General features: G+C 46.4%; 11 protein-coding genes and 2 pseudogenes. 6 read left to right on the top strand and 7 right to left on the bottom strand.

The window, feature by feature from the left end:
• The first annotated feature begins 69 nt into the window (after positions 1 to 69).
• Positions 70 to 456: a hypothetical protein gene (locus O3603_RS11015; protein ID WP_371522815.1), complete on the top strand. Its 387-nt coding sequence runs from the start codon at positions 70 to 72 to the stop codon at positions 454 to 456.
• Between the two features lie 25 nt (positions 457 to 481).
• On the opposite strand, the gene O3603_RS11010 is transcribed toward O3603_RS11015, so the two are convergent.
• Entirely contained in the window at positions 482 to 706 is a 225-nt protein-coding gene (locus O3603_RS11010) for a hypothetical protein (protein WP_371522813.1), read from the bottom strand.
• An 8-nt stretch (positions 707 to 714) separates the two neighbouring features.
• Here O3603_RS11010 and O3603_RS11005 point away from each other — a divergent pair, with 8 nt between their 5' ends.
• Entirely contained in the window at positions 715 to 3,762 is a 3,048-nt protein-coding gene (locus O3603_RS11005; protein ID WP_371522811.1) for a type III restriction-modification system endonuclease, read from the top strand.
• Positions 3,762 to 3,893: pseudogene (locus O3603_RS11000) on the top strand (transposase); the annotation flags it as partial. The gene O3603_RS11005 and the pseudogene O3603_RS11000, both read left to right, overlap by 1 nt.
• Here the strand turns inward: O3603_RS11000 and O3603_RS10995 are convergent.
• The 6 genes and pseudogenes from O3603_RS10995 to O3603_RS10970 all read right to left on the bottom strand — a co-directional run.
• Positions 3,861 to 3,989 (bottom strand): annotated as a pseudogene (locus O3603_RS10995) (transposase); the annotation flags it as partial. The pseudogenes O3603_RS11000 and O3603_RS10995 sit on opposite strands and share 33 nt — an antisense overlap.
• A 203-nt stretch (positions 3,990 to 4,192) precedes the next feature.
• Positions 4,193 to 6,511 carry a glycoside hydrolase family 3 N-terminal domain-containing protein gene (locus O3603_RS10990; RefSeq protein ID WP_371522809.1) on the bottom strand — a complete coding sequence of 773 codons (2,319 nt, stop codon included), beginning with the start codon at positions 6,509 to 6,511 and terminating at the stop codon, positions 4,193 to 4,195.
• Positions 6,512 to 6,561: 50 nt separating this feature from the next.
• The gene (locus O3603_RS10985) at positions 6,562 to 7,548 is read right to left on the bottom strand and encodes a hypothetical protein (RefSeq protein WP_371522807.1); all 987 of its coding nucleotides are present in this window, start codon (positions 7,546 to 7,548) and stop codon (positions 6,562 to 6,564) included.
• Positions 7,549 to 7,626: 78 nt separating this feature from the next.
• Positions 7,627 to 9,402, bottom strand: coding sequence for a SusD/RagB family nutrient-binding outer membrane lipoprotein (locus O3603_RS10980; RefSeq protein ID WP_371522817.1), 1,776 nt, complete (start codon positions 9,400 to 9,402; stop codon positions 7,627 to 7,629).
• Positions 9,403 to 9,460: 58 nt separating this feature from the next.
• On the bottom strand, positions 9,461 to 12,637 hold the full coding sequence (locus tag O3603_RS10975; protein ID WP_371522805.1) for a SusC/RagA family TonB-linked outer membrane protein: 3,177 nt from the start codon (positions 12,635 to 12,637) through the stop codon (positions 9,461 to 9,463).
• Between the two features lie 27 nt (positions 12,638 to 12,664).
• A complete protein-coding gene (locus O3603_RS10970; RefSeq protein WP_371522803.1) occupies positions 12,665 to 13,879 on the bottom strand; it encodes a glycoside hydrolase family 5 protein in 1,215 nt (404 codons plus the stop codon).
• A gap of 972 nt (positions 13,880 to 14,851) precedes the next feature.
• Here O3603_RS10970 and O3603_RS10965 point away from each other — a divergent pair.
• The 3 genes from O3603_RS10965 (at position 14,852) to O3603_RS10955 (ending at position 18,082) form a co-directional block, all read left to right on the top strand.
• Positions 14,852 to 16,081: a site-specific integrase gene (locus O3603_RS10965; RefSeq protein WP_008449768.1), complete on the top strand. Its 1,230-nt coding sequence runs from the start codon at positions 14,852 to 14,854 to the stop codon at positions 16,079 to 16,081.
• A gap of 64 nt (positions 16,082 to 16,145) precedes the next feature.
• On the top strand, positions 16,146 to 17,480 hold the full coding sequence (locus O3603_RS10960) for a tyrosine-type recombinase/integrase (RefSeq protein WP_371522801.1): 1,335 nt from the start codon (positions 16,146 to 16,148) through the stop codon (positions 17,478 to 17,480).
• Between the two features lie 284 nt (positions 17,481 to 17,764).
• Entirely contained in the window at positions 17,765 to 18,082 is a 318-nt protein-coding gene (locus tag O3603_RS10955; protein WP_371522799.1) for a helix-turn-helix domain-containing protein, read from the top strand.
• The last annotated feature ends 88 nt before the right edge of the window (positions 18,083 to 18,170 follow it).

The raw sequence follows: 18,170 nt of genomic DNA, 5'->3' as shown, positions 1-18,170 counted from the left end.
CAATCTTCTTGTCTGTATGTGTAACCAATCCATCAGGGCTTCCGTGTGCTTCGTGTGGACTCGTCAAATATGGAGGAGGTTTACTTTGAGCCAGCTAGATTGGGGCAGCAAGACCTCTTTGCGCAGGTGGATAGTGTGAAGGCTGACCGCTCGGAGCTTGACTTGCTCTTTGGCTGTATGGTAGACTGGGGCGTGGAGCTAAGCTACCCACTTCGGACGGAGGAGGTAAACGGTAAGCACCTGCACATTGTGAACGAAGGCGCACTCGTGGCTTGCTTCGACAAAGAAATCAGTGTTGAGGCTGTCAGTCGTATTGCAGAGCTGAAGCCACTGCATGTCATCTTCCGTGAGGAGTGCTTTGCTACCGATGCCGACAAGCTGAATATCTATGAGAAGTTCAAGCAGTTCTGTGGCTGGAATGATGAGGAAGTCTATAAGCGTATTCACGTGTTATAAATATCAGTTAACTAAATCTTAAACATCAATGGGTGAATACAGTTGCTATATGTCCCAATGCCAACGCCGTGAGTAAGGGCTGTGGCGGAGTGTTCCCGTGTTGGAACACGGATGTTCCCGCACTGGAACTTTCATGTTCCAAAGCCGGAACATGAATGTTCCGCCGCTGGAACATTGGCGTACCACCGCAGGGAACATTTCGTTCCTCATTGTAGGACGCTGCCCAATGCACGTAATGATGATTAGACAATAGATAAGATGAAGATACAATTCAAACATCAAGCCTTCCAACGAGATGCGGCACAAGCCGTTGTAAATGCCTTTCGTGGGCAGCCGTTACAAGATTTCTTTGTTTACCGCAGAGATGTGGGTAAGGGAGTTTTGGAACTGGACGCACAGGGCTTTCGCAATCATGATATTCTACTTAACGATGAGGAGCTGACTCGCAATATTCGTGAAGTGCAAATCAGTCAAGAGCTGCAGCCAGTCAATCACGTGCTTCGTGACGGCAATGGCACACTGGCACTGAGCATAGAGATGGAGACGGGAACGGGTAAGACCTATACCTATATCAAGACGATGTACGAACTCAATAAGCACTATGGCTGGACAAAGTTTATTATCGTGGTGCCGAGTGTGGCTATTCGTGAGGGAGTCATCAAGAGTCTTGAGACGATGGCAGACCATTTCGCAGAAGAATATGGCGAACGTATGCGGCACTTTGTGTATGATAGTGCGCATCCTAAAGCTATCGACCAGTTTGCTTCCGACCCTAAGATACACGTGATGGTCATCAACATACAGGCATTCAATGCCACTGGAAAGGATGCCCGCCGCATATTTATGAAGCTGGAGGACTTTAATTATCGTCGCCCGATAGACATCCTTAGTGAGACACGCCCTATCCTGATTATAGACGAACCGCAGAGCGTATTGGGTACCGACAAGAAGAATAAGACCCGTCAGGGTTTGCAGCAGTTCAACCCGTTGTTCTCGATTCTATATAGTGCGACGCACCGCAAGGCAGATGTTTACAATCAGGTTTATCGTCTGGATGCTATTGACGCCTTCAATAAGCGACTGGTGAAGAAGATAGAGGTGATGGGAGTAGAGCAGATTGGTACGACCGCCACGAATGGTTATCTTTACCTGGATGCGATAGTCCTGTCGAAGAAGAAAGGGGAGGCACCACGTGCCCGCATTAGTTTTGATGCAACGAGTAGGGTAGGTTTGCGCACGGCAACACGCCTGGTAGATGAGGGCTTCGACCTCTATGCTGAGAGTGGTGAGCTAGAGGCTTATCGTGATGGCTTTATCATCGAGCGGATAGATGGTGTGAAGGGGTGTATTCGTTTGAGTAATGGCCAGGAAATCTATGAGGGTCAGGCAATGGGAGCAATCACGGAGGAGTTGATACGGCGTATACAGATTCGCACCACCATACAGAAGCACTTCGAGCGTGAGCATCAGCTCTATAAGCAAGGAATTAAGGTGTTGAGCCTGTTCTTCATAGATGCCGTAGAGAAGTATCGCATCTATGATTCTGGTGGCGAAACCCGTAAGGGACGATGGGCAGAAATCTTCGAGGAAGAATATGTATCCGTACTGAATGAGGTGCGTGACCTTTACTGGGATGAAGAATACAAACAATATCTTCAAGCGATAAGTGCCGAGCAGACCCACGCAGGCTACTTCTCTCAGGACAAGAAGGGAAAGATGATAGACTCGAAGGTGAAGCGAGGTGAGACGGAGGCTAATGACCCCGATGCCTATCAGTTGATTATGCGCAATAAGGAACGCCTCCTATCATTGGATGAGCCTACCCGCTTTATCTTCTCTCACTCGGCATTGAAAGAGGGCTGGGATAATCCTAATGTCTTTCAGATTTGTGCGCTCAAGCAGAGCAACAACGAAGTGAAGAAGCGGCAGGAGGTGGGACGTGGTATGCGTCTCTGTGTCAATCAGCAGGGCGAACGTCAAGATAGTGACCTGCTGGGCGATGCAGTCTATGACACGAATGTGCTGACGGTGATAGCCAGTGAGAGTTATAAAACCTTCTCGGAAGCATTGCAGAAAGAACTTGCCGAGAGTATTACGTCGCGTGCAGTACTGGTTACGGCAGCATTGTTTGCGGGTAAGACCATTGTGAAAGCCAACGGAGAGAAGCTGACACTTACAGAGTCGCAGGCAGCAACCATCTTGGAGGAACTTATATCAGCAGGCTATGTGAAGAAGCAAAAGCTGACCGATAAGTACTTTGAGGATAAGAAGGCTGGTACGCTGCAGTTGGAGGATTGGCAAGAAGACGTGGAAGCTATCGTTCAAGAGCTGGATAAGGTGTTTAATCCTGATGTGCTTAAGGTGGAGAATGGTCGAGGCAAAGAGACAGCCCACTTCCGGATGGAACGATTTAACAAGAAGGAGTTTCAGGCTCTGTGGAAACGTATCAACTGTAAGACTTACTATGAAGTGGATTTTGAGACAGAGTCTCTAATACGTAAGTCTATTGTAGGACTGGACGATTCACTCCATGTTACTGCAATTCGTATTGCCGTCACATCGGGTACGCTGGCAAATATCCAGTCAAGAGAAGAACTCGAAGCTGGGCAGGCGATGCAGGAGGGTAAGACAAAGACGGTGAAGGTGAAGGAAGCTGTGGCAAGCGGTGTGCGCTATGACCTTGTAGGCGAATTGGTACAGCGTACGGGCTTGAAACGTAGTACGATAGTTGCGATTCTGACAGGTATCAAGCCCGAGACTTTTGGAATGTATCGTCGCAATCCAGAGGAGTTTATTATTCGTGCTGGTAATATCATCAACGAGCAGAAAGCCATTGCCGTGATAGAGCATATTGCTTACCACAAGATGGATCAGCATTATGATGCCAGTATCTTTTCAGAGCATGAACTCCGTGGGCGTATCGGTATTGATGCCATACAGAGTGAGAGGTCGCTCTACGACCTAGTAGTTGTGGATAGTCAAGGAGTTGAGAAACGCTTTGCAGAAAAGTTGGAGCGGGAGGAAGAAGTTGAGGTTTATACCAAGTTGCCACGTGGTTTCTATATCAATACGCCTGTGGGCAAGTACAATCCCGACTGGGCAATCGTCTTTCGAGAGGGAGTGGTGAAACACATCTATTTCGTTGCAGAGACGAAGGGCTCTGAGGACATTACTCAGCTTAGAGGGGTAGAGAGTGCAAAGATAGAATGTGCCAAACGCCATTTCTCCTCAATCTCTGATAGCTCGGTCAAGTTTGATGTAGTCAAGAGTTACGAAAAGTTGAAGAATATCGTTACGAAAGATTAGGATATAAGTTGCATTTGAGTTGTAATGAGAAAGGAGGACTTCTCAACTTTATGATAACACTGGGAGATATTGATGACCATAAGCCTTTGGAGCGCGAAGTAATCTCTGTTAGTTTCGTTTTTGACAAACTTGCGATAGAGTATTTTGCCTGATGAAGCATCCTGAAACAGCATCACACCAAATGTTCTGGAAAAGTATGTTGTATCCAATATTATTACTGCAGATTTAAATAAAAGCGTTCCGAGAGGTTTCAGCCTACCAAATGTCCATTACGCCTGAAGAAAGTGAAAAAGAAACAAAAGTCAAGATAAGTTCAATATGAGCAATATATTTCTCTACCCCATATTCACCACAGATTTTCCCAAAATCCATTCCTAACAAGAATACATAGAATATTCTTGCAGGAATGGATTCCAATCTTTATATATGCTTATCTATTGGCTGTCTGCCACAGATAAGTATCTGCACAATGGACAGAGGCAGTTTGGTCGGCAATCATCAACTTGAAGTCGCCTTCCTCCAATCTCCATTTGCCGTCCCAACCTACAAAAGCCAAGTCGTCTGCCTTTAATTCGAAGGTCACAGTCTTGGTTTCACCTGGCTGAAGTTCCACCTTGTCGAAGGCACGGAGACGACGACCATCTGGTACCATGCTGGCAACGAGGTCGCTGCTGAACAGGAGAATGCTCTCCTTGCCTGCCACCTTACCCGTGTTCTTCACATCCACGCTCACCTTGATAATGTCTCCGTGGCGGAAGTCAGACTTGGAAACCTTTAGGTTGCTATATTGATAAGAGGTGTAGCTCAAACCATATCCGAAGCCCCACTGCTGGGTAATCTTCGCATTGTAGTCGTAAGCCCCTTCCATCGTACCCACCTCCTCACTCTTCTTGAAGTCGTAGTTAGCGAGCGAATTGATTTCCTTAGGATAGGTGTAAGGCATCTTGCCACTGAAGTTTGACTTGCCCGATACCAAGTTTACCAAGGCATCGCCGCCCATGTTGCCAGGGATAAGGATATCGATGATACCCTGTGCCAATGGTTCGATGTCGGCGATAAGACGTGGACGTCCTTCATTCAGTACCAAGATGACAGGCTTGCCTGTCTGAGCCAAAGCCTTGACCAGATTGCGCTGGTTTTCAGAAAGCCAGAGGTCTGTCAGGTTGCCCGGAGTCTCGGTATAGGAGTTCTCGCCAATGCAAGCCACAATGACGTCGGCATCCTTCGCTGCAGCCACTGCCCCCAGAATCTGAGGTTCGTTCTCCTCCCAATACTTGCCCTTTTCATTATAGGTAACACCCTGGTTCAAGATAACATTCTCCTTGCCATACTCATTGCAGAATGCCTCATAGATGGTATTATACTTGCCGGCAAACTCATCGGTACGATGGCCCTGCCAGGTATAGCTCCATCCACCGTCCAAACAGCGCATCTGATTGGCATTAGGCCCCGTGAGGAGAATCTTCTTGCCATGCTGCAAAGGAAGGATATTACCCTCGTTCTTCAAGAGTACCATACTTTCGGTAGCTCCCTCCAAGGCAAGCTTGGCAAACTCCTCGCCACCAAACTTAGGATAATTCTTCAGTTTCTGGGTTGGGTTCTTGAAGAGATCGAGACGGTACTTCATACGAAGCACACGGCGACAGGCATCATCGATGCGACTCATCGGAATCTTGCCTTCCTTCACCAATTCAATAAGGTAGCCACAAGCATCGCAAGAATAAGGTTCCATAATCATGTCGATACCAGCATTGATGGCGATGCGGAGCGCATCCTTCTTGTCCTTTGCCACCATTTCACGAGTATAGAGATTGTTGATGTCAGCCCAGTCGGTGATAAGCACACCATCCCATCCCGTCTCTTCCTTCAGCCATCCTGTCAGGATTTCCTTGTTGGCGTGCATCGGCATACCGTTGACGGAAGCGGAATTCACCATCACGGTCAAGGCTCCAGCTTGCAGACCCGCCAGGAAAGGAGCAAAGTGCTTCTCTCGCAAGTTGGCAGGAGAGATATAGGCTGGTGTACGGTCTTTACCAGTCCAAGGCACGCCATAGCCCATGAAGTGCTTCAATGAAGTGGCGATGTGATACTGGTCGATGTTATTTGGGTCCTCGCCCTGGAAACCATAGACCATGGCCTTGCCCATCTCTGAACTGAGATAGCAATCTTCTCCAAAGTTCTCCCAGATGCGAGGCCAACGGGCATCACGACCGAGATCAACGGTAGGACTGAAAGTCCAAGGCACACTCACCGCACGAGTCTCATAAGCAGTGGCCTCAGCCGAATGGCGAGCAATCTCACGATTGAAGGTGGCAGCTATATTGATGTTCTGCGGGAAGAGGGTACCGTCTTGTGTATAAGTAGAACCGTGGTTCTGATCGAGACCGAAGACGCAAGGGATGCCGATGCGCTTCATCGAAATCTTCTGGATTTGCTCGATGTACTTCTCCCACTGCTTGGCGGTTGGCGCGCAAGTGTTAGGAGCGTTGAGGATAGAGCCAATCTTATAGCGAGAAAAGATAGAATCGGTCTTGTGCTCGTCGATATAGAACACACCGTTCTTGTCGTTGGCACCAAAGAGGTCGGTCACCAATTCCATCATCTGACCTATCTTTTCCTCCAAGGTGAGTTTCTTCAGGGTTTGTTCTACTTGAGCCTCTATCTTAGGGTTGCTTTTGATAACTGGAACATTGGCACTGGTTGTATAAGCAAATGCCAACATTGAAATAGATAATAATAATTTCTTCATAAGTTCAAAGGCTTGACGTTTTATGATAAAACGGAAATCTTTCTAATATTTTATTCGATAGTTACTTTCTTTACGGTGTAACCATTACCCACGAGGAGGAAACCATCCTGCTCTGTCAAAAGTTGGATAGATAAGTCGGTCAGTTTAAACTCCCATTTAGCAGGTCCATCCACCATGATGTCGCCACGCTCTGGGTCGCCCTTACCAGTAAGGATGTTGTTCCACCAAGCAGTGGCAGCAGTACCCTGACCATTTCCATTCACATAGACACGGAGGATGGTGCCAGCCTTCACCTTTGAGAGGAAGGTATCCTTCAAGGCATTGAATGGTGTACCCCATGTCACGGCAAACTCACCTTCCCAGATGGTGTTCTCCACAGATTGGCGAGCCTCGGTGGTTACCTTGATGGTACTGCCAGCAAACTGTACACCATTGCCATCTACCAATGTAATGTTGTAATCGCCATTGGCGAGATCGGAAGGAGCAGTAACTTTCAATGTTGTACCCTCATCAAGAACTTTGAAGGCAACCTCCTTATTAGCAATGAGAACTTTCTGAACGAGACCCAGGTTCTTGCACTCGTGGATGGTTGTAGTTTCTCCTGGAGCTACCCTAAGCTCGATGGCATTGGTACCCAAGGCTGGGTCATCGGCAGCAGGAGTCACGGTAACGTTCAAGGTACGGGATGTGGTCTTGCCCTTGGTGGTGGTTGCCACAATCTTCAGTTCATGATTACCTAAAGGCAAAGTTTGGTCGATGGTAGTACCTGTGGCAATCTGAGTGCCGTCGAGCAACCATGTCACTGTGGTGTAGTGAACAGGAGTCACCTTGATTTCCAACTTATAATTTGTCTTGCGGTCTATCTTGGAATCAGCCAAGTCGGTGTTCAAGATACGTGGATCGTCATTTTCGCTGACAGTGAAGTATGGATCATCGTCAGAAGAGCAAGAAGACAAAGTAGATGTACCAGCCAGTGCGAAACTCATGGCGAAGAGCATCATCATAGCCTTCAAGACTTTTCCCTTATATTGTTTCATTGTCTTATTCATAATTAATTATTCTATCTATTGTCCTATAAAACTTAACATTTAATACTTAACATTAAACGCTTAACACTACTTGCTGTATCCCTTTCCGAATGGAGGATTGAAGTTTGGCTGAAGGTTTACATCAGCCTTGTCCCACCAGAGGCGCTTGTGCCAGTCGTCTGTACCACCCATGCGGTCGATGGCAGCCTTGTAGTTGGCACTGTTGTACTGACCTTCCAACTCAGGATACTGCAAACGAACAGGCATTGACCAGTTAGAATCTGTGTAAGTAAAACCATTCTTGGTCAAGAGATCACGATTCAAGATGGCAGGATAGTCAGAGCGGCGCATGTTTGCCCAACCCTCAGAAGGGTTCATCATGTGGAGAATCCAAGCTTGGGTGTTGATGGTCTCCTTAGGATTGTCACCCAACGGATTATTGGTAATGAACGCATCTATCTCTTCCTTGGAAATCTTGTTGGATGTAAGATAGTAGTTGTTGAGCAACTCCATGCTGGCACGAACACCAGCCTCGTAGTGGCTCTCTGCATCACCACCCCCAACATTCCAACCCTTGGTTGCAGCCTCAGCCTTGAGGAACTCCACCTCGGCATAGCTCATCAAGTCGCCAGGACAAGAAGGCATCTCGAAGTCGATGTTCAGGCAAGGACGACCTGCTCGGGCTATATAATCAGAGTTGGCATAAGTGTTCTTGTCTATCTCCGCATACTTCTTCAAAGTGGGAAGGTCATCAACCGTAGCTGGATTCATCCAGTCTGTGTACCAGGTAGCACCAGGGTTGCAAGGCTCTTCACCGAGATTCTTGCTCCGGAAGTAAGCCAGGAAATCATCGGTCAAGTCGATGTTCTGCTCTTTGTCTGGCTTCACCTGACTACGTTTGATATTGTAGTAGTGACGGCAGATGCGATAGAGACGAGGGTCGTTGGTATTCTGCAACTGATAGAACAAGGTAGAGCATACCATGGTAGGCGATGTGGCATCCTGACCATAGAGAATCTCTCCTAAGGCATTGGTACGGAAATCGTAGTCGTTGGCTCCATCATAATAAGTATAAGGAGTATCGGCATATCTGATGTAAGCATCATCTGCTGCACTGGCGATAGCACCGGCAGCAACAGCCTTCTCAAACTCTTCCTTTGCCTTCTGTGGATTAACATCTGAAATGCGCATGGCATAGCGCATACGGAGCGCATTGGCATACTTCTTCCACTTGGCTACATCACCACCCATGCTGGTGACATCACCAGAAATGCGGTCGGTACCGGTGCCAAGTTGCTTCTCGCAAGCGTCAAGCTCCTCAAAGAACCAGCTGTAGAGTTCCTCTACGGTATCATACTTAGGGGTGGAGATGCCTGAGATGTAACCCAGACCTGCCTCCAAACAAGGCACGTCGCCGTAGGTATCTGCCAAGACTGCCGTGAGATAAACACGATGGATACGAAGTGCCGCATTCAAGTTTGCCTTGTCTGCTGAATTGTGGATGGCATCCACAAGGTTCTTGATGCTGACCTCATAGTAGCGGTCCCAGACACGACGAGCGATGTCGTCCTCACGGAAGTTGGAACCTGCATAGTTGGTTACGTTCCAACCACCAGCGAAATACTGTGGAAAACCTGAGATATAGTTACGGTAGGTATCCATCAAACTGAAGTCACCATAAGTCTGCAACAAAGCAGTAGTCAACTGTGCGTTAGGGTCGAGCTCGCTCACCTTGGTCTTGTCGGTATTGATGTTGCTCAAGGTTTCATCTGAGCAAGAAGTCATCGCAGTACCGGTTGTCATCAGGGCGAAAGCCATCATCAAGCTGCTCTTACCTATATATTTCTTGATTATATTGTTCATTTTCATACATTATTATATATTAGAACTCTTCTAAAGAAATTGATTTATTTTTTCGAGATTAGAACTTCACGTTCACGTTTAAACCATAGCTCTTTCGAGATGGTAGAGAGCCATATTCCAGACCGAGACCAGAGGTATTGTAACTGGAGTCTGGGTCGATGTTAGGAATATTCTTCCAAATAATGAATGGGTTACGAGCCACGAAGGATACGGTCAAGCCCTTGACATACTTGCCCAGGATGCTCTCTGGGAAGGTATAGCCGAAAGTAATCTCACGACACTTCACGTAAGAGTTGTCGTAAACGAAGGCACTCTGCACGCCATTTGCCACATGCTTCCAGTAATCCTCAGGGTTCACGGCGATGTCGTTCTTACGATAAGTACCATCTCCATTGTCGATGACACCCTCTACGACAAATCCCTTGCAGTTACCTGTTTCACGCCATGCGGCAAGGTCCATACCCGAAGCCTTGCGAGCCTCCTCAGAAGTGTACCACTCCTCACGGCCTGCCAATGTTCCCTTTGCCTTACCTGTCTGGTATGCGGAACGCATGGACATAGAGTAGATGTCGGCACCTACCTTAACATCGAATGCAGCAGAGAGGCGGAAGTTCTTGTAGCTGAAGGTTGAGTAGAAACCACCTGTCCAGTCCCAAGTAGAGTTGCCGATGGTCTTGATTTTCTGGTCAACCTTTGGAAGACCAGTAGCTGCATCGACAACCACCTGACCCTTGTCGTTGTAGAGGAAGTCGTGTCCACGGATGGCTCCATAATTCTCTCCTACCTTGGCACCAACAGAAACACCGCACCAGTATGCCTTCGCCAACTCGAAGTAGTCCATGCCCTTGGTGAGTGACTTCACCTTGTTGGTATTCTTCGAGAAGTTGGCCCCCAAGTCCCAAGCGAAGTCCTTGATCTGCAAGGCACGGGCATTGAGGGCAATCTCAATACCCTGGTTCTGAATCTCACCGGCATTGATGAGGCGGTAAGCATAGCCAGAGGTGGTGGTTGAAGCCAAGCTCAAAATCTGGTCCTTGGAGTTCTGGTTGTAATAGGTGGCATCCAAACCCAAGCGTCCGTTGAAAAACTTCATCTCCAAACCTACCTCGTAAGATTCTGTCATAGTAGGCTTCAAGTCCTTGTTTGGCTGTGTTAAGTTGGCTATCATACCGATGGTATAACCCGAGTAGCTGTACTTGCCTGTGGTATAGTTGAGTGCCAACAGGTATGGATCAGTATCGCTACCTACCTTTGCCCAAGATGCGCGAATCTTACCGTAATTGATGAACTTCTTGTTCTTGATAAACTCGGAGAATACCAAACTACCAGATACCGAAGGATATACGTATGTATTGTTATTGGTAGGGAGCGTAGATGACCTATCGCCACGGATGGTTCCCTCCAGATAGTAAGTATGCTTGTAGCCGAGGCTCGCGCTGGCATAGAGAGAACTGATCTGTTTCTTGTACATGCTCTCACGAGTATTCTGCTCCTGATAGTTCATGATGTTCTGTATTCCATTCATCTGCTGGTTGAGACCGACGTTGGTAGTGGTCTTGTTGTTCACCTTGAAGATGTTACCACCAGCGGTAGCATTGACATCGAAGTTGCCCCATGAGTTGTTGTAGAGGGCGAGTATCTCGGCGTTGAGTGTGCGGTTGTTGAAGATTTGGTCGGTAAGCTTTCCGGCAGGAGTACCTGGAGTTGTCTTGGCGATGAAGTCCTCGAAGTTCATGCTGTTGATGTCGGTACCGATGGTACCCTGCAACTTGAGGTGTTTGTCGATGTTCCAGATGGCCTTACCCGTAAAACGGAACACGTCCTTGTCGGATGTATTGCTGTTCTTATAGAGATCCCAGTATGGGTTCTTGTTATACTGGTCGTTACCATTCCAGTTGGAATAGTTGCCGTCGGCATCCTCATAGTGCTTCAACCAAGCCTGGTCGTAGGTGCCCGCCAGAGTCATGAGGTTCTTACCCACGTTGCTCTGGGAATCGCCAAGGGCAGGACGATTCTTCACCTTCTCACGAGTATAGTTGGCGGTAAAGTCGAAGTCAACAGGACCTGCGGAGGTATTAACACGGAGATTGAAGTTGTCACGACTCATATTGGTGTTAGGCAGGATGTCCTTGTTGCGCATATCGGTAACAGAGAAACGCATACCCGTCTTACTGGAATTAACAGAGAGGATGGCAGAGTTTTGGGTGGTGAAACCTGTGCGAAAGAAATCGGAGGCGTTGTTAGGGTGCATCAAGAATGGACGCTCCTCGCCATCGAAATACTTGAACATGAAATCATCGGCCTTAGGTCCCCAACTGGTATTGGTACCAGAGGTGCTGGATGCAGGCAGCTCGCCATTGTAACCAGCGCCATATATCTCCTGGATGTCGTCCCACTTAGCCAACTGGGTATCGACAGTGTAAGAACCATTGTACTCCACGGAAATCTTATCCTTCTCCGCCTTCTTGGTCGTAATCAAGATAACACCGTGGGAAGCACGACTACCATAAAGGGCAGAGGCAGCAGGACCTTTCAATATGGTCATCGTCTCAATATCATCAGGGTTGATGGCAGAGATTCCATCACCCAGATCATAACCGCCACTTTCACCAGCACTGCCAAAGTTTGTATTATCCAAAGGCACACCATCCACCACGTAGAGAGGCTGGTTGTTGCCTGCCATTTCTGTATTACCACGAAGGAGCACGCGGGTAGAACCAGAAGCACCGCCAGCCGTATTCTGCACGACGAGACCAGCCACCTTACCTGAAAGAGAGTTGATGACGTTGGTTTCCTTCGCCTTGCTGAGTTCCTCACCCTTCACTTCCTCCAAGCCATAGCCGAGAGCCTTGCGGTCTCGTTTGATACCGAGGGCGGTGACAACTACCTCATTCAAGGCTTTACTATCCACTTGCATCTTGATTTTCATACCATTAACAGCTTTCACGGTCATCGTCTTGTAACCGACGTAGCTCACTTCGAGTGTAGCTCCAGGCTTGCAATTCAGCGTAAAGTTACCATCCAGATCGGTAACGACACCGTTTGTTGTACCAGCCACCTTCACGCTTGCACCAATCAAGGTTTCGCCAGTGGCATCCACCACTGTACCCTTGATGTCTTGGTTCTGCTGAACGCTCATAGCAGCATTGTTCATCTGAGCAGCGAGGATGGCAGAAGTAGGCATCCACATCAAACCTGCACCGAGCATGCCGAGAAACATGGTTTTCTTTCTCATAATAGATATTTTGTTTTTAGTTTAACATTATTCTTTCCCAAAGATTCCTTCGAGAATCCAAGGAGCATTCACCTTCATACTCTTGAAACGGTCGAAGATGCCATACTTCTCAGAGCCGTTGCCAAAGTGGTTGTTGTCCCAAACGAAAGTAGAGAAGCCTCGTTTACGAGCCTCTGTAGTCAAGAACTTACAGTAGTAGGTCATGTTTTCATGCACTTTCACTGAGTTTGACTTATAGTGGTCGGTTACTCCCCATTCTCCTATTACGATACCCAGTCCTTTGTTACTCCAGGTATTCATTACCTTATCGAAGAAATCCTTCATCGTCTTCTCATTTTCAGCAGGTATCTTGCCAACATCCTTGTAGGCATCACCCCAGTAATCGTAAGCGCAATCGCCAGCATAGCTCCATGGCTGATAGTAGTGGAATTCCACACTCATATAGTTGTTGCCATTGCCTTCGGCATCCTTCGGAATGATGAATCCTCCATTCTCGATGCCAAACCAAGGATTGCAAACGTAAGTCTGTAAGATGAGGTGGCGCTTGGCATTGTTACCGCCTGTGGCACGAACCATATCCACGAATATCTGATTGTAAGCATTCTGCACTTCGAGGTTCTCGGCAGTAGGCTTGCTCCAGTTGTCCCTGACGTGAACCTCATTGGTACCGGCGAAAGCCAAGCGGCTGTCATAATTGGCAAACTCAGAGGAGATATTCATCCAGAGGAGCGCAAGCTTTTGGCAGTTTTCATCCTTATATTGATAGGTAGGACGACCTTCGAGCCATTTTTCATGATGCGCATTGATGATAACCTTGAGGTCATTATCCAGACACCAACCCACTACCTCCTTGATACGAGCAATCCAAGCCTTGTCGATGCTCATCGCCTGAGCATTGGTAATGTGGCACTGCCAACGGATTGGAATCCGGATGGCATTGAAACCTGCCTTCTTCACGGCTTGTATCATCTTTTTGGTGACAACGGGATTGCCCCAAGCTGTCTCTGCATGGATGGAACCGTCAGGGTTGCCAATCTGCATCGACTCTCCATCCTGTCCAGGAGCTGAGCACTCGAATTCATTGCCGAGATTCCAACCTACTACATCCTTGTTCCATTGCTTGGCGGTAGGAATCGATTCGCTTGTATCAGGCGTATCCACCACCGAAGGACTAGCACTGCAAGAAAATACAGTAAACATACTTACAAATAGCAAGCAGATTTTCAAAAGGTTCCTTTTCATTATTAAGTTTATTGTTGTTTATGCTTAATTGTTTATTTATTGCGAGTTATTGTTTGAACTTGGCTGCAAAAGTATAGAAAAGAGGAAAAAACTAGGTTAGAATGCAAACAAAAAAGGTTTCAAATCTAACTTATCGTCAGGTTTGAAACCTTATATTTTGTATATAACTAACTGAATATCAGTAGGGCGTAATGGACATTTGGTAGGCTGAAAAACTCTTGGAATTCTTTTATTTACTACCTTTGCAGCATTTGAAAATCTATGAATAAAAAACTGTATCTTCTGTAATAGCTTAAATGCTAAAAAGAATGGGTATCGACGTTCTGTTCAGATATATTCCTGCAAGGATTGTGGTAGACAATTTCAAGGTGGTCTGCGTATAAATAATATGGTTCTTCCGTTAAATGCGTAGATTGTTAATAGAATGAGATTAATCCACATAAACGGAATAATTACCCCCATTTAGATGGTTTTATAAAGGGGGATAAACTATATGATAAACGTAATTAGCTGCGATATCGATCTGTCTTCTACAAACAACTTATTCCCCCATTAGTTGAAGTTTGTAAACTATTTTCATGTGTTTCAAAACCAACACATGCTCTTTTGGCTTCTAAAAGACGCCCAATTGACTTGCAAAAGGTGCCCTTTAAGACCCTTACTAACGCCCTTTTGAAGTTCAACTAATCAAAGAAAATGAAGTAAAATCGAAGTTGGTGTAAACTGACTGATAATAAGCAGGAAACGGAACAATTTGCATAAAACTGCCTCTTTCAAAAAGGGCAGCAATATGCAGATTTAGGCAGAAGTTCAGTTACCAGAACGTTACCCGATTCTAGCATAGGTAACGATGGAGTAATATTCGGTAACTGAATTATTTTCGCTCGTGTGGCTGTTGCTTCGGTCGGCAGTTTTCTGCGTAAGTGAGGAACGCTTTAATTCGGGTAACTTTGCCCACAGAAATTAAAGCGTATGAAACAAGGAAAAATGAAGGTGTTGCTCTACCTCAAAAAGAGCGGTCTTGACAAGTCGGGCAAAGCCCCGATTATGGGGCGGATAACCATCGACCGTTCCATTGCCCAGTTCAGTTGCAAACTCTCCTGCAATCCCGATTTGTGGAATCCCCGTGAGAGCCGAATGGACGGAAAGAGCCGTGAGGCGGTGGAAGTGAACAGCAGGTTGGAAAACCTGTTGCTGTCCGTTCAGTCTGCTTATCAGTCCCTGCTCTCCAAAGGATGCCCGTTTGACGCAACCGATGTGAAGGAGCAGTTTCAGGGCAGCGTGCAGACACGGTGCATGCTCATCGAAAGGCTGGACATACTCATCAAGGAAAAAGAAAACCATGTAGGTATAGACATCAAGGAAGGAGCCATACACGGCTACCACTCCACCCGGATACATTTACAGAAGTTTATTCAACGGAAGTACAAGGTTTCGGACTTGGCATTCTCGCAACTTACAGAGGATTTTATCCATGAGTTCCAGCAGTATTTCTTAGGTGAGTGTGGTTTTCAGGAAAGCACGTTCTATAATGTAGCCACGCATTTGAAGACGGTATGCAGATTGGCATACCGTGAGGGATTGGCAGACACGCTCCTTTTTGACAAGGTTAAGATATCAAAGGGCAACAAGAAACTCCCCAAGGCACTCGACAAGGAAGCGTTGGAAAAGCTGAAGGCTCTCTGCTTTGAGGATTTGGAGGAAGAAATGGAAACGGCAAGGGACATATTCCTCTTTGCCTGCTATGTTGGTGCAGCCTATTGCGACCTGATGGAACTGAGCAAGTCCCACCTTGTCCGTGATGATGAAGGCAAAATGTGGCTGAAATTCAACCGCCACAAGACAGGCGTACCCTGCCGTATCAAGTTATTGCCCGAAGCCATTAGGCTGATAGAGAGGTTTCACTGCGATGAAAGGGAAACACTGCTTCCCTATATCAAGTACAAGAGCTATCAGACCTGTCTGAAAGCCCTGCGGCTTCGTGCAGGCATATCGTTTCCATTTACCACTCATACCGCAAGGCACACCTTTGCAACACTCATCACGCTTGAACAGGGTGTGCCTATTGAAACGGTAAGCAAGATGCTGGGACATTCCAACATAAGCATGACGGAACGCTATGCCAAAGTAACTCCACTGAAACTTTTTGAGGAGTTCGACCTTTTCCTCTCTTTTACAGGTGATATGCAGCTGACTATCTAACGATAAAGTCTCATCATCTTATTTTTTTTCATCCAATCAATCAAAACATTAAAGCATCAAGACAATGAGAAGTACATTCAAGATAATGTTCTATATCAACAGACAGAAAATTAAGGCAGATGGCAATACCGCCATTCTATGCCGTATCACCATAGACGGAAAAAGCACAACCATTACCACGGGCGAAGAATGCAATCCCTCCGAGTGGAACACCAAGCAGGGCTTGACGACAGACAGGAAAACCAATCAAAGACTCCATGAGTTCAGGGAAATTGTGGAAAAGACCTATCAGGATATACTGACAAGGGACGGAGTGGTAAGTGCTGAACTTATCAAGAACCACCTGCAAGGCATAACAGAGAATCCGTCAACCCTCCTTGCCATGAGCAGGGCGGAGCTGCAAGCACTCAAGGAAAGCGTTGGAAAGTCAAGGGCGGAGGGAACTTATCTGAATCTGTCCCATTCTGACAAGAACCTCCGTGAGTTTGTGGAAGATAAAGGATTGCAGGACATATCCATTTCCACCATTACGGAGGACTTGTTTGAGGAATATCGCTTCTTTCTCAAAAAGCGCGGATTAAAGGGAACGACCATCAACAACTATCTCTGCTGGCTGAGCAGGCTGATGTTCCGTGCGGTCAGCAAGAGGATTATTCGCTGCAATCCTTTTGAGCATGCCAAGTATGAGAAAGAAGAAAAGAAGATACGCTTCCTGCAAAAGAGTGAAGTTGCTAAACTTGCGACAATGAAAATGAATGACAGCGAGGCGGAATTGGCAAGGCTGATGTTCGTCTTTTCCTGTCTTACGGGACTGGCAATCGCTGATATGGAAACTCTGCAATATGGGCATATCCAAACGGCAGCGGGCGGGAGGAAGTATATCCGAAAGGAACGTCAAAAGACAAAGGTGGAGTTCGTTGTGCCGCTGCATCCAATAGCGGAGGCCATTATCCGCCATTGTTGGGAAGAACAGGAGGGAAACGAAGAACTGCAGACGGTGAAAGAAAAAGGCGACAGCCTTGTCTTCCCCCGTAGTTGCAGCCGTAGCGTAATGGGCAAGAACCTGTGCATTGTGGGCAAGGCTTGCGGTATCAGAGAACGGTTGTCCTATCATATGGCAAGGCACACTTTCGGTACAATGAGTTTAAGTGCAGGAATACCCATTGAGAGCATTGCCAAGATGATGGGGCACGCCTCCATATCAAGCACGCAGATTTACGCGCAGGTGACGGACAGGAAGATTTCGGAGGATATGGACAGGCTCATTGCCAAGCAATCTGCAAAAGAGAAAGAAATTGCGGAGAGAGAGGGAAGTGGACTTCTATACAAAATCAATAAAGATTTATTTCAAATCATATCAAAATTATCAGAATGTCAAGTAGTTACTGATATAATTTGATATGATATTTTATTTATTGATAACTTAGGTTCTAATACTTCGTAAAATAAAGTGGGGCAAAAAGTGGGGCAAAAACAAGTGGTTCAAGAAATCGGTTATTTTACTTTTCAAATTAACTCTGTAGTGAATTTATTTTACATCAGTAAAAAGTGGGGTAAAAAGTGGGGCAAAACTTTATATTTGATTAACTTTGAAATAAAGGTTATCAAATAAATATAAGAAAAACAAATAAAGTATTATAAACTAAACTTTTTATCGTATCTTTGTACTACAAAAGATACATTATGACAAAATTCACCAAAGCCAACTGGATGACCAGAGCACTGCAAGAGAAACTGAATATAGTAGGTGAGCAATTCCGCCTCGCCAGATTACGAAGAGACCTGACCATGAATCAAGTCGCACAACGTGCACAATGTACTAGGCTCACACTCTCACGTTTGGAGAAAGGTGAACCTACAGTGTCAATCGGCGTGGTAATGAGGGTACTCAATGCCCTACAACTCGAAGATGATATTCTTCACTTAGCAAAAGATGACGAGCTTGGGCACATGGTACAGGACTTAGGCATTAAGAATAAGAAACGAGCTTCAAAAAGATAACATATGGAAAAATTAGATGTGATAGCCAGTTTCGACTGGATGGATAAGGAAGAGAAGGTAGGTACTCTTGGGCATGAATACCTAAGAG

Source organism: Prevotella sp. 20925_1_30, from assembly GCF_041433025.1.
Lineage (GTDB): Bacteria > Bacteroidota > Bacteroidia > Bacteroidales > Bacteroidaceae > Prevotella > Prevotella vespertina.
This window is presented reverse-complemented; position numbering and strand designations above follow the sequence as displayed.

What these genes read in the sequence shown, in the direction of transcription:
- O3603_RS10970 (WP_371522803.1), bottom strand. Translation starts at nt 13,879, where the DNA reads ATGAAAAGGAACCTTTTGAAAATCTGCTTGCTATTTGTAAGTATGTTT.
- O3603_RS10990 (WP_371522809.1), bottom strand. Translation starts at nt 6,511, where the DNA reads ATGAAGAAATTATTATTATCTATTTCAATGTTGGCATTTGCTTATACA.
- O3603_RS10960 (WP_371522801.1), top strand. Translation starts at nt 16,146, where the DNA reads ATGAGAAGTACATTCAAGATAATGTTCTATATCAACAGACAGAAAATT.
- O3603_RS10980 (WP_371522817.1), bottom strand. Translation starts at nt 9,402, where the DNA reads ATGAACAATATAATCAAGAAATATATAGGTAAGAGCAGCTTGATGATG.
- O3603_RS10975 (WP_371522805.1), bottom strand. Translation starts at nt 12,637, where the DNA reads ATGAGAAAGAAAACCATGTTTCTCGGCATGCTCGGTGCAGGTTTGATG.
- O3603_RS10965 (WP_008449768.1), top strand. Translation starts at nt 14,852, where the DNA reads ATGAAACAAGGAAAAATGAAGGTGTTGCTCTACCTCAAAAAGAGCGGT.
- O3603_RS10955 (WP_371522799.1), top strand. Translation starts at nt 17,765, where the DNA reads ATGACAAAATTCACCAAAGCCAACTGGATGACCAGAGCACTGCAAGAG.
- O3603_RS10985 (WP_371522807.1), bottom strand. Translation starts at nt 7,548, where the DNA reads ATGAAACAATATAAGGGAAAAGTCTTGAAGGCTATGATGATGCTCTTC.
- O3603_RS11015 (WP_371522815.1), top strand. Translation starts at nt 70, where the DNA reads ATGGAGGAGGTTTACTTTGAGCCAGCTAGATTGGGGCAGCAAGACCTC.
- O3603_RS11005 (WP_371522811.1), top strand. Translation starts at nt 715, where the DNA reads ATGAAGATACAATTCAAACATCAAGCCTTCCAACGAGATGCGGCACAA.